The sequence below is a fragment of the uncultured Enorma sp. genome, from assembly GCA_905210055.1.
In the GTDB taxonomy this organism is placed as follows: Bacteria; Actinomycetota; Coriobacteriia; order Coriobacteriales; family Coriobacteriaceae; genus Enorma.
This window is the reverse complement of the sequence record CAJLVH010000033.1, coordinates 1-14023: the sequence shown is the minus strand read 5'-3', so window position 1 is coordinate 14023 and position 14023 is coordinate 1. Positions and strand designations below refer to the sequence as shown.

Genomic DNA, 14023 nt, shown 5'->3' with positions numbered 1-14023 from the left:
GAGCAGCGTCCTGCCTACCTCGGCACCCCAGGCATGCTCGAGCCCTTCGCGCGAGATGGCGTCGTTGAGTTCGAGCTGGCGCTCGAGGGCGTCGCGGGCGGCGTCGATGCTGCCGTGTTCGGCGAAGGCGATGATCGCATCGAGGTTGAGGGCAGATACTACCTGGTCGTGGGCGTCTTTGGCATCGGCGGCGACAGCTTCGGGGGAGTCGTAGGCACCTTCGAGGCGCGTGCCGTCGAGTCCGCGATAGGCGATGTTCGTATGATGGCCGGCGATGATGACGTCGGCGGCGTGCTCGGCTGCATGCGCGCGCACGCGGATGTAGAGGTTGGGGACGTCGAGGGCGAGTGAGACGTTCACGTAGTCGCCGCGTTCAAGGAGGGTGCGGGTGCGAGCGCGGTCGTCATCGTCGACGGATTCCAGCACCTCGAGCGCGCTCGCGGCGTTTCCCCCTACGGTGCCGAGCGTCACGGCCGCTTCGAGTCCGGCGAGTCCGCCCGAATTGGGCACGGTGACGCTCTTCACGTTCTTGATGATGTTGCCCGAGCAGTCGAGGTCGATATGGTCGGGCTCGCAGCCGAGCGTCTCGCGGGCGAGCGCTGCGGCATAGGCGACGGCGATGGGCTCCGTGCATCCGAGGGCGCAGACGAGCTCGCGGTTCAAGATGTTGCAGAACAGCTGGTCGCGTTCGGCATCGGAAGAATAAAAGGTCATCTTCTGCTCCTTGCCATGCATGAAGTCGTTGCGTTACCCCACTATGATTGCAGGGTGGATGCATAGCGTCAACGGGTGGAAAGCATGCGGGACGATAACGTCCAGCCTCGTGGGCTTCTATCAGTTCTGGAATGGGTTCCGCGCGCGGGAAACGTCCTGTGCAAGCTTCGAGAACCCGCGCTCATGCCGTTCGTTGAAGCGCTCCTCGATGAGGTCAAACTGCGCAGCGAACGCCTCCATCGAGCCGCTCCACAGTGCACGGTCGGGCGAGCCTATGCCCACGTAGGCGGTCTGTATGCCGCAGTCGGGGACAGGGAAGTCGCGTTTGGGGTCGTTGCCCACCATGAGCACCTCTTCGGGCTCGAGCCCCAGCGCACCGATCGCCTCGAGGTAGTAGCGCGGACTGGGTTTGCAGCGCGTGCTGTTCTCCATGCAGGTCACGAGCTCGAATGGCATGTCGAGCATATCGCCCCAGGCCATGCGGCACTCGATGCACGAGCGGCTGAAGCTCGGGTTCGTGAGGAGCGCGATGCGCATGCCGCGTTCCAAGAGCAGCTCGACCGCTTGGTGCGCGCCCGCGCGCGGTCTCGCGCCGATGACGGGATCGTTGCAGTGCGGCAGCACCTCGCGTTCGAAAAACTCGAAGGCGTCGGCGATGACGGGATCGGTGAGCGGGATGCCCATGCGGCGCTCGATCTCCTCGTCGAAGAACGCGCGGTTCGTGCGGGCGTCGTCTGCATCGCGAACGTTCGAGTTGAGGTCGCGCAGCACGCCGACGAGGCCCGCGAAGGCGGAAAGGGGGTTCTTGCGGGAGATGTCTGCTAGAAGACGCGCCTCGTCGCGCAAGAAGACGGCGATGAAGGCGCTCAGATTGATGCTGAGCAGCGTGTCGTCCATATCGAATGCCACTGCCTTGAGCATGCGCGCCTCCTTTCCTCGCTGGCAACACGGCTTTGAACCATCTTCTACCCAAAAACGCCCATGGCAACGACTCGTCTGCTTTCACCCTGCGCCGTTTCGCATATCGTGACCGCGCGGCTTCTCGTTTTCCCCATGCGCGTCGTTTGTGGCGGCGACTTCTACCGCGTGGCGAAAAAACGGGTTACGCATGGAAAAAATCGCTTGCCAACCTTGAAAAAGCGGGCGTTTCAACGTAATCTATTACTCCGTGAGCTCTTATGGTTCACGTTCGTATCTGTCGGCCCCCGAGTGTTCCCAAGCGGTGGGCGTCGGTCCATGTGGTCGGTGCTTGTCGTAGGTCTAGCGGTCGGGGCCCCGTACATCGAAAGGGGTCCACCTTTGAGTGAGATTCAGAACGCGTCCATCTTCTCTCTTGACGATGTGAACGAAGAGGAGATGAACAACCTTATCGACGGTACCATCACCGATTTCGATGAGGGCGATCTTGTCAGCGGTACGGTTGTCAAGATCGAGAAGGATGAGGTCCTCGTTGACATCGGATTCAAGTCCGAGGGCGTTATCCCGGTCCGCGAGCTCTCCATCCGCAAGGACGCTAACCCGGCCGACATCGTCAACGTCGGCGATCCCATCGAAGCCCTGGTCCTTCAGAAGGAGGACAAGGACGGTCGTCTCGTGCTCTCCAAGAAGCGCGCTGAGTACGAGCGCGCGTGGAACCGCATCGAGGAGAAGTTCCAGGCTGGCGAGAACGTCGAGGGCGAGGTTATCGAGGTCGTCAAGGGCGGTCTCATCCTCGACATCGGCCTGCGTGGCTTCCTGCCCGCCTCCCTTGTGGATCTTCGCCGCGTGAAGGACCTCACCAGCTATCTCGGCACCTCCATCGAGGCCCGCGTCATCGAGATGGATCGCAACCGCAACAACGTCGTGCTCTCCCGCCGCGTGGTGCTCGAGGAGTCCCGCAAAGCCGAGCGCCAGGAGATCCTCTCCAAGCTCAAGAGCGGCATGCACCTCAAGGGCACCGTGTCCTCGATCGTCGACTTCGGCGCGTTTGTCGACCTCGGCGGTATCGACGGCCTCGTGCATATCTCCGAGCTCTCTTGGAACCATGTCAACCATCCCTCCGAGGTCGTCAAGGTCGGCCAGGAGATTGAGGTCGAGGTGCTCGACGTTGATCTTAGCCGCGAGCGCATCTCGCTTGGTCTCAAGCAGACCACCGAGGATCCGTGGCGCGCGCTCGTCAAGAAGTACCCCGTCGGCGCTATCGTCGAGGGCACCGTCACCAAGCTCGTGCCGTTCGGCGCGTTCGTCGACCTCGGTGACGGCATCGAGGGCCTCGTGCACATCTCCGAGATGGCCAACAAGCATGTCGACCAGCCCTCGCAGGTCACGCATGTGGGCGCCAAGGTGCAGGTCAAGGTCATGGACATCGACCTCGACCGTCGTCGCATCTCGCTCTCGATGAAGTCCGCCGCCGAGACCCTCGGCGTGGAGATCGAGGTCGCCCCGCTCGAGAAGCCCGAGGAGAAGGCCGAGGACGCCGAGTAGCGTTCAGGTTTTCCATGGACTGAGTTCACGTGCCCTGGTGCGCTGTGCATCAGGGCACGTTTTTGTATGTCCCAAAAGGGACAGGTGCATTTTGGGACATGTCGCACATGCGGCTCGACCGTCTTTTGAGCAGGGAGGATATGCAGATGGATGATACCGAGACAGGGTGCTTCGCCCGCTCGGCCGTGCTGTTCGATTTCGACGGGACGATCGCCGACACCGGCCCCGCCGTCATGCGCGCGGCCGCTTACACGCTCACGTCGCATGGCTACAGCCTCGATGAGGTTGGGAACCTGCAGCTGCTTATCGGTCCGCCCATCGTGGATGGCTTCATGGAGGTCGCGCATCTTTCGCATGATGAGGCTGCGGGGCTCGTGGGGGCGTACCGCGAGGCGTTCGAGCATATGACACGTCCGGAGGATTACCCGGTCTTCCCGGGCATGGCTGAGCTTATCGCCGCGCTTTCCGCAGCGGGCGCCAAGGTCGGGGTCGCTACGTCGCGCCTGCAGCATTCGGCGGAGAAGATGATCGCGACGCTCGACCTTCCTCCCTTCGACGCCCTCGTGGGGCGCATCGACGGTGTGCGGCATACGAAGGAGGAGAGCGTGCGGGCGTGCCTCGAGGTGCTCGGCGCGAGGCCTGCCGAGGCAGTGCTCATAGGCGATCGCCGCTTCGATGTTGAGGGCGCGCACGCCGTCGGCCTGCCGTGCATCGGCGTATTCCGCGATGAGGAGGCGCGCCGGGAACTCATCGAGGCCGGGGCGGATGCGCTCTGCACGACTGCCGAGGAGCTTGCGAGCCTGCTCGGCGTCCGTTTGTCGGTACAATAGCTTGAAAGGCTGCACCGCCGGCGGGACATGGCCTGCGCGGCGTTGCTTTTCCGGGGATAGAAGGGGAGCGATGGGGATGAATAAGGAGCTCGAGGCGCGCGTGGACGCGTATGTCGACGAGGTATGGGAGGATGTCGTTCGAGATATCGTCCAGATTGTGAGCCATCCTTCGGTGGTGGATGCCGAAGATGCCGCTCCGGGCGCCCCCTTCGGTGCGAACGTGCGCGCCGCGCTCGATTGCGGATTGGGTATCGCGGAGCGCTTGGGCTACGCGACGGGCGAGGATGACGGCTACCTTGGTTGGGGCGACATCCCCGGCGAGCGTTCGACGCAGGTCGCGACCATCGCACACGTCGACGTCGTGCCGGCGGGTTCCGGTTGGGTGACGGATCCCTTCCGGGTCGAGCGTCGCGACGGATGGCTGCTCGGTCGCGGCGTGGCCGACGACAAAGGTCCGGCGGTGCTTTCGCTCTATGCCGGCGCGTTCTTCCTACACGAGGGCATCACACCGCGTTATACGTTCCGTGCGCTTCTGGGTTGCGACGAGGAGGTGGGGATGTCCGATGTCCATCACTACCTCGAGACCCACGACGACCCCGCGTTCCTCTTCACGCCGGACGCCTCCTTCCCGGTGTGCAATGCGGAGAAGGGCTGTTTCGGTGGTCGTTTTGCGAGCGCCCCCGTTGCAGACGGCACGATTCGCTTCTGGAGCGGCGCAGAGGTCTCGAACGCCATTCCGGGCGAGTCAGTCGTGGAACTCGCCGTCGATGCGAGTGAGCTGCCTGCTCCCGCCGCACATGTCGACCGGTTGCGCATTGAAGCGGTCCGTCCCGGTGTGGCGCGCATCGTCGCACGGGGCGTCGGCGGGCACGCCTCGATGCCAGAGGGCACCATCAATGCCGTCGCGCTCATCGTCGATTATCTGGCCGAAATACACGACCTGTTGGCACCCGCCGAGCAAGCCTACGTGGAGCTGCTCGACGTGCTTACCGAGGATGCCTACGGCGAGGCGGCGGGCGTGGCGAGTGCGAACGAGGCGTTCGGCCCCCTTACCCTGAACGCGGGGAAGATCGTGATGCATGAGGACGGTCGCATCGTGCTTTCCGTGGATATCCGCTACCCCGATAGCACCTCCGGCCGCGAGCTCGAGGCACGTCTTTCGGCGCTTGCCAGCAAATACGACGTCGCCTTCGAGGTCTCGTCGACGAAGTCCCCGTTTTCCGTTTCCGCCGAGCACCCCGCGGTGCAGGCACTGCTCGACGTGTATCGCGAGGTCACGGGCGAGCCAGCGGAGCCGTTTTCGATGGGTGGCGGCACCTATGCACGCAACTTCGCCTGCGCCGTCTCCTTCGGCCCCGAGGGCGACGCGTCCGAGCTGCCCGACTGGGTTGGCCCCATGCACGGTGCAAATGAGGGTGCGAGCGAGGCGGCGCTGCGCCAGGCGCTCAAGATCTACATCCTCGCGCTCGTGCGCCTGCAGGAGCTCGATCTGTAGCGACGCGACGCATCGCCGTTGGGAAGGAAATGACCGTGGATCAGTTCATCTATCTGTTTGTCATCGTTGCCGCGATGCTCTTCGGATGGTTTATCTACCAGCGAAATCACAACGACAGCGGCACGAGCTCCACGCACGTGCCGCCTGCCCGCAAGCGCAAGCAGCGTCCGCGCAAGAAGCACTGACCGGCGCAGCGGGAGATGTAAAATTACCCCAGGGGTTATTTTACATTCAGATGAATGTCCCAATATGCACCTGTCCCTTTTTGGGACATTCACATCCCAAGCAGGTCTGAGGTTTCGAGCCAGGTGGTTTCGAGTTCGTCGAGGGTAGCTTTTGCCCCGTTGATCTTCTCCTGCTGGCTCTCAAGGGCCAGGTAGTCGGTGGGGTCGATGGACATCATGCCAGCCTCGAGCTCCTCGATGCGCTCGCGCTGCGTCTCCATACGGCGCTCGAGCGAGGCAACCTCCTTGCGCAGGCGCTGGCGCTCGGCGTTCGAAAGCGACGGGCTCGAATCCTCGCCCCCTGCAGCGCGTTCGCTGCTTTCGGCGGGAGCTTTCTGGGACATCGTTTGCTTGGCGAGCTGCTGGGGCTGTCGCTTCTGGGACTCCACAAGCATGAGATATTCGTCTACGCCGCCCGGTACATGGCGGAGGTGGCCGTCGATGAGGGCGAACTGCTGATCTGTCACGCGCTCCATGAGGTAGCGATCGTGCGTCACGAGGATGAGCGTGCCCGGCCACCCATCGAGCAGGTCTTCCACGATTGCGAGCATATCGGTATCGAGGTCGTTGCCGGGCTCGTCTAAGATGAGGACGTTGGGCTCTTCGAGGATCGTGAGGAGCAGCATGAGCCGGCGCCGTTGCCCGCCGGAGAGGTCGCCGATGCGGCTCCAGAGCTGTTGCGTGGTGAACCCGAGTCGCTCGAGGAGCTTCTCGGGGCTCGTTTCTTTGCCGTCGATCACGTAGCTGCGCTTATAACGTGAGAGCACTTCGCGAATCGTGTCGCCCATATACGGCGCGAGCTCGTCGAGTTGCTGGGAGAGCATGCCGAAGCGCACCGTCTTGCCAATCTTCACGCGGCCCGCACGGGGCTCGAGCTTGCCGCGCACCACATCGAGAAGGGTTGACTTGCCGGCACCGTTCTCGCCGAGGAGGCCGAAGCGGTCGCCCGCGCCGATGAGCCAGGTCACGTCTTCTAAAACGTCACGAGCGGGTTTTTCGGCGGCTGAAGCGTCTGCGGCGTCCGCGCTATCGTAGCCTGCGTACACATCGAGCACGTCGATGACCTGCTTGCCCAGGCGGGCGACGGCGAGGCGCTTGAGCTCGAGCTCGTTTCGCAGGGGCGGGACGTCGGCGATGAGCTCGCGCGCGGCATCGACGCGGAATTTCGGCTTCGTGCTCCGCGCCTGGGCACCGCGGGAAAGCCACGCGAGCTCCTTGCGCGCCATGTTGCGGCGCCGCTCCTCGGCCACCTGCGCCAGCCGGTCGCGCTCGACGCGCTGCAGGATGTAGGCGGAATAGCCGCCTTCGAACGGCTCGACAGCGGCGTCGTGTACCTCCCACATCGAGGTGCAGACCTCGTCGAGGAACCAGCGGTCGTGCGTCACCATGAGGAGCGCGCCGGCGCCGTCTTGCCAGCGCGTGCGCAGGTGGCGCGCAAGCCAGCTGATGGTTCGCATGTCGAGGTGGTTCGTGGGCTCGTCGAGCATGAGCACGTCGAAATCGCCGATGAGCAGACGCGCGAGGTCGACGCGGCGGCGCTGACCGCCGGAGAGCTCGCCCACAGCGCCTTCCCACGGGACGTCGGCAATGAGGCCAGCGAGCACCTCGCGCACGCGCGGCGAGGACGCCCATTCGTATTCAGGCGCATCGCCCACCACGGCGCTGCGTACGGACGCGGCGTTATCGAGGGTGTCGCGCTGCCCGAGCAGTCCCACGCGCAGGTCGCGACGGTGCGTGACACGTCCGGAATCCGGCTCGAGCGTGCCGGCCAAGAGGTTCAGCAGCGTCGACTTGCCGTCGCCGTTGCGCCCGACGATGCCGATGCGGTCGCCCTCGTTCACCCCGAGCGTCACGTGGCTGAACACGCGTTTGGTGGGGAAGTCGAGCGAGATGTCGTCGCAGCCGAGGAGGATCGCCATGGTACGGCCGGCTTACTGCTTCTTGAGGTTGGGGATGATGCGCTTCACAATCCATACGATCGCGACGACGACGATGGCGGCGATGATGACGTACTTCACGACATCGGAGACCCATTCGGCCTGCTCGCTCACCGTTTCCCAAGCGCTGCCCGCCGCGGCGCCGAGCGAGCACAGGATCGTGTTCCACACTGCGGAGCCTACGAGGGTGTAGAGGGCGAAGCGCGCCATGTTCATGCGCGCCACGCCGGCTGGAATGGAGATGAGGCTGCGCACGATGGGCACGAAGCGGCAGATGAGTACCGAGATCTGGCCGCGGCGGTCGAACCAGTCAATCGCCTTAGCGATGTCGTCGCCCTTGAAGCCTAAAAGACGCATGGGACGCGTCTCGAAGAATCGCATGAGGCGGTTGCGGTTGAGTACCCAGCCGATGCCATAGAGGATGTAGGCGCCGAGCACCGAGCCTACGGTCGCAGCGATAATGACGCCTGGGAGCGACATATCCGTCGAGGTAGTGAAGAAGCCTCCGAGCGGCAGGATGACCTCGCTCGGGATGGGCGGGAAGACGTTCTCAATGAAGATGAGCGCGCCCACGGCGAAGTAGCCGAATTGGTCGATGAAGTCGAAGAAGAGCTCTTCCATGAACATCCCTTCATAAATGCGGCCCCTTGCGGGGCCGGCGATGTTGGGAAAAGTGTAGCGTACGGGTGCCGTGCGATGTAGGAAAGCGGTGTCGGACACCAAATTACCACCGCACTATCGCATAGGCGCCGCCCTGGGGATGTAACATCTTCAAAATAGAGGATTTCCGACGCAAAAGGCTCGATTTCAAGCCTATTCTGTCGGAAAATCTCTACTTTGTAGGAGTGTCGCTTGCGGGAAGCCACCGCGCACGCATGAACCAGGTGAAGGGCGGGGTGAAGATCTTAAGCGCGCACAGCACGATGACGCCGCCGGAGAGCGCCAGGACAATCGCCGAGCCCCAGAGCGGATCGAGGAGCACCGTCAGGTCGTAGAACGGGGTTCTGAATGTGAGTGCGGCGCGGATGAGCCGATGCAGCACGTAGATCTGGAGCGTGCGCTCGCCAAGCGTCGTGAGGTGCGATGCGCCGTGCGGTATAAGCCTTAGCACGGCGAGGGAGAACAGCGCTGCGATGCCCATGGTGACGAGCTTGGCGATCGCGCCCGCTGCGGGACTGCCCGCGGGGATCCCCGCCACCGCGCCTGCGCTCGCGAAGGGGTTGTCTCCGTATACCATCTGGAAAAACCAGTCGTAGGCGTGGACGTCGACAAGGCGCAGGCTTACGATCGCCGCGCCCGCGACCGCAAGCCATAGCACGCGCCGCTTCACCAACTGTTCGAGCGCGGCGGGCTTCAGGTAGTAGCCGAGGGCGAAGTAGGGAAGGAAGGCGAGCGACCGGCTTATGGCGAGAAGACCGTTCGACAAATCGAAGAAGCCGCTCGCAAACGCTATGGCAACGCTCACCAAAACCCCGGTAGATGGGGCGAGGCGGGCGAGAAGGGGCGTGGCGAGGTACCACCAGGCCATGCCGATGAGGTACCACGGCGCGGAGGTGAAGAGCAGCAGTCTTCCGGGGTGTTCGATCAGCACCCCGTTGATCGCGAGCAGCGCTGTCTGGTAGGCGAAGCCCAGAACCGTGAAGGAGATGATTCTGTTCCCGTTGAGGTGCCCGTCGCGATAGGCACCCTTCGCGAAGAGTCCGGAGACGAAGACGAACAGCGGCATGTGGAACAGGTAGATAATATCGAAGAGCGCGCTCAGCGCCTCGTTGTCGTTGTGGACGGGATGCATGAAGTGTGCGGCGACCACCAAGATGATGAGCAGTCCCTTGATGTTGTCGAACAGCGCGATGCGCTCACGTGCGCCAGCCATATCGTTCCCCCGATTGACGAAGTGGTTGTGGCGCTCGCTATTCTATCGCAGGAGCGTGAGAGCCAACGTCCAGGACGTAGATTCTCGCTTGCGATACGTGCAGTCCTGAACTCAGATTATCATCTGGGCGGGCGCATGGCGCGCATGGCGTTCAGGATCGCGATCATCGCCACGCCCACGTCACCGAAGACCGCGAGCCACATGTTCGCGATGCCGAGCGCCGCGAGCACGAGGATGAGCACCTTAACGCCGAGCGCGAACACGATGTTCTGCCACACAATGCGCATAGTCTTGCGGGCGATGCGCATAGCGCGAGCAATGTTCGAGGGCTTATCGTCCATGAGCACCACGTCCGCGGCCTCGATGGCGGCGTCCGATCCCATTGCGCCCATGGCGATCCCGATGTCCGCGCGCATGAGCACGGGAGCATCGTTGATGCCGTCGCCCACGAAGGCGAGCTTTGCGTCCGGTGTCTCCGTTGCGAGCAGGTGTTCCACGGCGTTGACCTTGTTCTCGGGCAGGAGCTGGGCATGCACCTCGTCGAGGCCGAGCTTCTTGCCCACGGCTTCTGCCACATCGCTACGGGCGCCGGTGAGCATGATGCAGCGGCGCACACCCGCCTCGTGCAGGTCGTGGATGGTCTGGGCGGCGTCGTCCTTCACCACGTCGGCGATCACGATATGCCCGGCGTACACGCCATCGACTGTCACGTGGAGGATCGTTCCGGTGAGCTCGCAGTCGTGCCACGTGCTGCCGTGCTCGCGCATGAGCTTGTCGTTGCCCACGAGCACCACGCGCTCGTCGACGGTCGCCTGCACGCCGTGACCGGATTCCTCATGCGCATCCTGGATGCGCTGCTCGTCGATCTCGCCGGCGTAGGCCTGCTTGATCGAGAGCGCGATGGGGTGGTCGCTGAACGCCTCGGCATAAGCCGCCATCGAGAGCACGTAGTCGGCATCGACGCCCGCTTCGGGATGCACGGCGACGACATTGAAGGTGCCGCTCGTGAGCGTGCCCGTCTTGTCGAAGACCACGGTGTCGACCTTCGCCAAAAGTTCGAGGTAGTTCGAGCCCTTCACCAAAATGCCCAGGCGCGACGCGCCGCCGATACCGCCGAAGAAGCTGAGCGGCACCGAGATCACGAGCGCGCAGGGGCATGAGACGACGAGGAACGTGAGGCCGCGCAGCACCCAGTCCGTCCAAGGACCCATGCCCAGAAGCGGCGGCACCACGGCGAGCACGACGGCGGAGATCGTGACGGCAGGTGTGTAGACGCGGGCGAAGCGCGTGATGAAGTTCTCGGTCTTCGCCTTCTTCTCGCTCGCGTTCTCCACGAGCTCGAGGATGCGGGAGACCGTGGACTCGCCGAAGGGCTTCATGGTGCGAATGCGCAGGATGCCCGTCATGTTGATGCAGCCCGAGATGACCTCGGCGCCGGCCTCGACGTGGCGCGGGATGCTCTCGCCGGTGAGCGCCGCGGTGTCGAGTTGACTTGTGCCCTCGGTGACGACGCCGTCGATGGGGATGCGTTCTCCGGGCTTCACGACGATGATGCTGCCGACTGCGACCTCGTCGGGATCGACTTCGACAAGCGCGCCGTCGCACTCGATGTTGGCGTAATCCGGTGCGATGTCCATCATGTCGGCGATCGACTTGCGGCTCTTGCCCACGGCGTAGCTCTGGAAGAGCTCGCCCACCTGGTAGAAGAGCATGACGGCGCAACCCTCGGCCGATTGCGGCTCGGTCTCGGGGAAGAAGATCGTGGCGAACGCACCGATCGTGGCGACCGTCATGAGGAACGCCTCGTCGAAGGGGTCGCCGCGGCGGATGTTGTTCCACGCCTTGATGAGGACGTCGTAGCCGGCGATGAGGAACGCCGCGAAGTAGAGGGCGAATGCCGCGTAGACCTCGGCGGCACCGAATGCTGCATCGAACGCGCCCGTCTTCTCGAGAACCATCGTCACGGCGAAGAGGGCGATGGCGGCGAGGATCCGATTGCGCCACTTCCGCTGCTTCTTGTTCATATCGAACTGCCTCGCATTCGTATAGTCGTAGCTGTCCTAGCGGATATTTTACATTGCCTATATGAACATACGTTCATATATTGAGCGAAAAGGTGCCGCCCGGAGGCGGCAGAGGGGTGTCTAGCGAAGCACCTCACAGTCGGGTTCCATCTTGGCGATGAGGGCGCAGACGTCGTCGAGAACGGTGGGGAAGCGGTCGTCTGCCGCCGCGAGCGTGAGCTTCTGCGTCATGAAGTTCACCTTGGCGTCGTCGACGCCGTCGACCTTCTTGATGGCATCTTCGAGCTTGAGCGCGCAGTTCGCGCAATCAATCTCGTCGAGCTTGAAAGACTTACGCATGATGGGGTCCTTTCCCTTCGATACCCCTGTGGGCGGTTCCCGTGGGGTGTTAATGCCGAAAAGTGTGATGTGATCTCGTTCACTCGCAGATATGGCTCATACCCTGCGCGAGCATGGTGTGGACGTGATCGTCGGCGAGTGAGTAGATGAGGCTGCGGCCGTCGCGATCGAAGCGCACGAGGCGTGCCTGCTTCAAGATGCGTAGCTGGTGAGAGACGGCGCTTTGTGTGGCGCCGATGGTCTCTGCGATGTCGCCCACGGAACGCGGCGTGTCGAAGAGCGCGTACAAGATCTTGATGCGCGTGGTGTCGCTGAACGTTTTGAAAAGGTCGGCGAGGTCGTAGAGCAGCTCCTCGTCGGGCATGCAGGGTTCTTCCGCGGCCTCAGCCTGCGGATGATCTTGGTTTTGCATGAACGCTCCCTTCGACATATGTTCCTGTATTCATATATCTTACTCATGATTATATGAACGAATATTCATATGTCAAGCACTTTTTTAACACTTTGGGGATGGGGTCAAACGTGTTGAATTCAACACTTCGGGGACAGGTTGGCACGTGTGGACGTCACTCTGGGGACGGGTACGTTCGTGTCGTTTTCGACACTTTGGGGACGGGTACGTTTGTGTCAAAAACGACACGAACGTACCCGTCCCCAGAGTGACGCCAAAGCGACGCGTGTGCTAGCACCCCGGACCTTGGACGAACCATAGGAGATCGGACTCGCAGGGTGCGAGCGTGTCATCGAGGCGCATGCACGCGACGGCTCCGGGCGAGAAGCTCAAGGTGGCGCCGCAGAGGCGCTCGGTCACGCGCTCCATGAAGGGGATGTGCCCGACGGCGACGACGCATTCCGCATCGGTTGCGCGGAGCGCGTCGAGAAAGGCGTCGGCGTCCTGTTCAAAGAGGCAGGGGAGCGCGTCAATCGGGCGCTGTCCGATGGCCTCCGCTACTGCCTGCGCCGTCTGCTGTGCGCGGAGTGCGGGGCTTGCCCAGATGACGGCACGGGAGCGCGCCTCTTCGTCTACAAGGCTGAAGGAACGGGCGAAGCCGCCTGGTGCGCGAAGCGCCGCCTGACCGTCGGGTGTGAGGGATCGCTCTTCATCGGGCATGCCGGGCAGCGCGCGCTCAGCACTGCCGTGTCGAACGAGGATGAGGGTGCGGGCGTTGCTCATGGAGTCTCCTTCCGACATGGAACAGTTGCGGCGGAAAGCCTGCGTCTCGCTGCGGCGCGCGGACAGGTTGCGTCCCTTCGGCCTCAAGCCGGCGACGTGCTACGAGAATTCAACGATAGCGTAAGGCTGGTCGTCTGCCGAGCAGAGCGCAATGACGCTGCGCCCCTCCTCGTGTGCGATCTTGGGGTATATGGTATCGCCCAGAACGGCGGCGCGCTTGTAGTCCACGCGCACGCGGGCGGGTTCGATGTCGCGCGGCAGCAGTTCGAGTGCCATCTGCACGTACTGGCCGTTGTTGACATGCTCGTTCGTATCGATCTGGTGGCGGAGCACCGTGATGGGGTCGAGCGCGTCGAGGGTATCGGGCATGCGGACACGCCGGTCTTCCTCGGGCATGGGTAGGGGGTCGTGCACGCCGTAGACGTCGGTATCCTCGGGCGCGGGGCGCGTCGGACGGCCCTTTTCAAGGTCGAGGAGCGCCCAGCTCGAGTTCGCCTTCGCGAGGATCTCGCCCGTCGCGTCCTTGAGGAAGAAGTAGCGCGTCGCTGTGAGTCCCTTGAAGGAGCTCGCGAACGTACCTACCGTGATGGGCTCGGCGAGGCGCGGATAGCGTTCGACGACGATTTGCCAGTGCGTGAGCACCCAGGCGCGGCGGTGCTCCTTGAGCCAGAGCATGCCTACGCCGAGCGCTTCCGATTGGAACGTGCTGCAATCCTGAAAGTAGTCGATGAGCTTGGGCAGCGTGAGCAGGCCACGGTGGTCGACCTCGCTATAGCGGACGCGTGCATCGAACTGGAAGACCGCGCTTGAGCTCGAAGTCGATGGTTCCATAATGCTCCCCTCGGTATAATCTTTTGCTGAAAGAGAGGATAGCACGCGCCGCCTCGAGGCAGGCGGCACGTTTGGACTGGTGCGCGTGGAGCGGACGCCGACATGCTAGATGCGGCGGG

The 14023-nt window shown here is 63.2% G+C and carries 13 protein-coding genes and 1 pseudogene; 4 read left to right on the top strand and 10 right to left on the bottom strand.

The window, feature by feature from the left end; all coding sequences use genetic code 11:
• Together QZ079_RS03810 and QZ079_RS03805 are read right to left on the bottom strand one after the other, a co-directional pair.
• Positions 1-714, bottom strand: a pseudogene (locus QZ079_RS03810) (serine dehydratase subunit alpha family protein); the annotation flags it as partial.
• A 120-nt stretch (positions 715-834) separates the two neighbouring features.
• Entirely contained in the window at positions 835-1635 is an 801-nt protein-coding gene (locus tag QZ079_RS03805; protein ID WP_297035307.1) for an HAD family hydrolase, read from the bottom strand.
• 378 nt (positions 1636-2013) lie between these two features.
• Between QZ079_RS03805 and rpsA the strand changes: the two genes are divergently transcribed.
• The 4 genes from rpsA to QZ079_RS03785 all read left to right on the top strand — a co-directional run bounded on the left by rpsA (position 2014) and on the right by QZ079_RS03785 (position 5687).
• Positions 2014-3177, top strand: coding sequence for a 30S ribosomal protein S1 (gene rpsA / locus QZ079_RS03800; protein WP_291288437.1), 1164 nt, complete (start codon positions 2014-2016; stop codon positions 3175-3177).
• A gap of 146 nt (positions 3178-3323) precedes the next feature.
• Positions 3324-4007, top strand: coding sequence for an HAD hydrolase-like protein (locus QZ079_RS03795; protein ID WP_297035302.1), 684 nt, complete (start codon positions 3324-3326; stop codon positions 4005-4007).
• A gap of 70 nt (positions 4008-4077) precedes the next feature.
• Complete coding sequence (locus tag QZ079_RS03790) at positions 4078-5502, top strand: Sapep family Mn(2+)-dependent dipeptidase (protein WP_366926425.1); 1425 nt, start codon at positions 4078-4080, stop codon at positions 5500-5502.
• A gap of 35 nt (positions 5503-5537) precedes the next feature.
• Positions 5538-5687 carry a hypothetical protein gene (locus QZ079_RS03785; RefSeq protein WP_297035300.1) on the top strand — a complete coding sequence of 50 codons (150 nt, stop codon included), beginning with the start codon at positions 5538-5540 and terminating at the stop codon, positions 5685-5687.
• 89 nt (positions 5688-5776) lie between these two features.
• Here QZ079_RS03785 and QZ079_RS03780 read toward each other — a convergent pair whose 3' ends face one another.
• From QZ079_RS03780 to QZ079_RS03745, 8 genes are all read right to left on the bottom strand, one after another.
• A complete protein-coding gene (locus QZ079_RS03780; RefSeq protein ID WP_297035298.1) occupies positions 5777-7645 on the bottom strand; it encodes an ABC-F family ATP-binding cassette domain-containing protein in 1869 nt (622 codons plus the stop codon).
• Positions 7646-7657: 12 nt separating this feature from the next.
• On the bottom strand, positions 7658-8284 hold the full coding sequence (locus QZ079_RS03775) for a DedA family protein (protein ID WP_297035297.1): 627 nt from the start codon (positions 8282-8284) through the stop codon (positions 7658-7660).
• Positions 8285-8495: 211 nt separating this feature from the next.
• Positions 8496-9536, bottom strand: a complete 1041-nt coding sequence (locus tag QZ079_RS03770) for an acyltransferase family protein (protein WP_297035295.1) — start codon at positions 9534-9536, stop codon at positions 8496-8498.
• A gap of 119 nt (positions 9537-9655) precedes the next feature.
• On the bottom strand, positions 9656-11560 hold the full coding sequence (locus QZ079_RS03765) for a heavy metal translocating P-type ATPase (protein WP_297035294.1): 1905 nt from the start codon (positions 11558-11560) through the stop codon (positions 9656-9658).
• A gap of 120 nt (positions 11561-11680) precedes the next feature.
• Positions 11681-11899 carry a cation transporter gene (locus QZ079_RS03760; protein WP_291288444.1) on the bottom strand — a complete coding sequence of 73 codons (219 nt, stop codon included), beginning with the start codon at positions 11897-11899 and terminating at the stop codon, positions 11681-11683.
• A 79-nt stretch (positions 11900-11978) separates the two neighbouring features.
• Positions 11979-12311, bottom strand: a complete 333-nt coding sequence (locus QZ079_RS03755; protein ID WP_291290645.1) for a helix-turn-helix transcriptional regulator — start codon at positions 12309-12311, stop codon at positions 11979-11981.
• Positions 12312-12581: 270 nt separating this feature from the next.
• Positions 12582-13073: a histidine phosphatase family protein gene (locus QZ079_RS03750; protein ID WP_297035291.1), complete on the bottom strand. Its 492-nt coding sequence runs from the start codon at positions 13071-13073 to the stop codon at positions 12582-12584.
• Between the two features lie 99 nt (positions 13074-13172).
• Complete coding sequence (locus QZ079_RS03745; RefSeq protein WP_297035289.1) at positions 13173-13904, bottom strand: acyl-[acyl-carrier-protein] thioesterase; 732 nt, start codon at positions 13902-13904, stop codon at positions 13173-13175.
• Between the last annotated feature and the right edge of the window lie 119 nt (positions 13905-14023).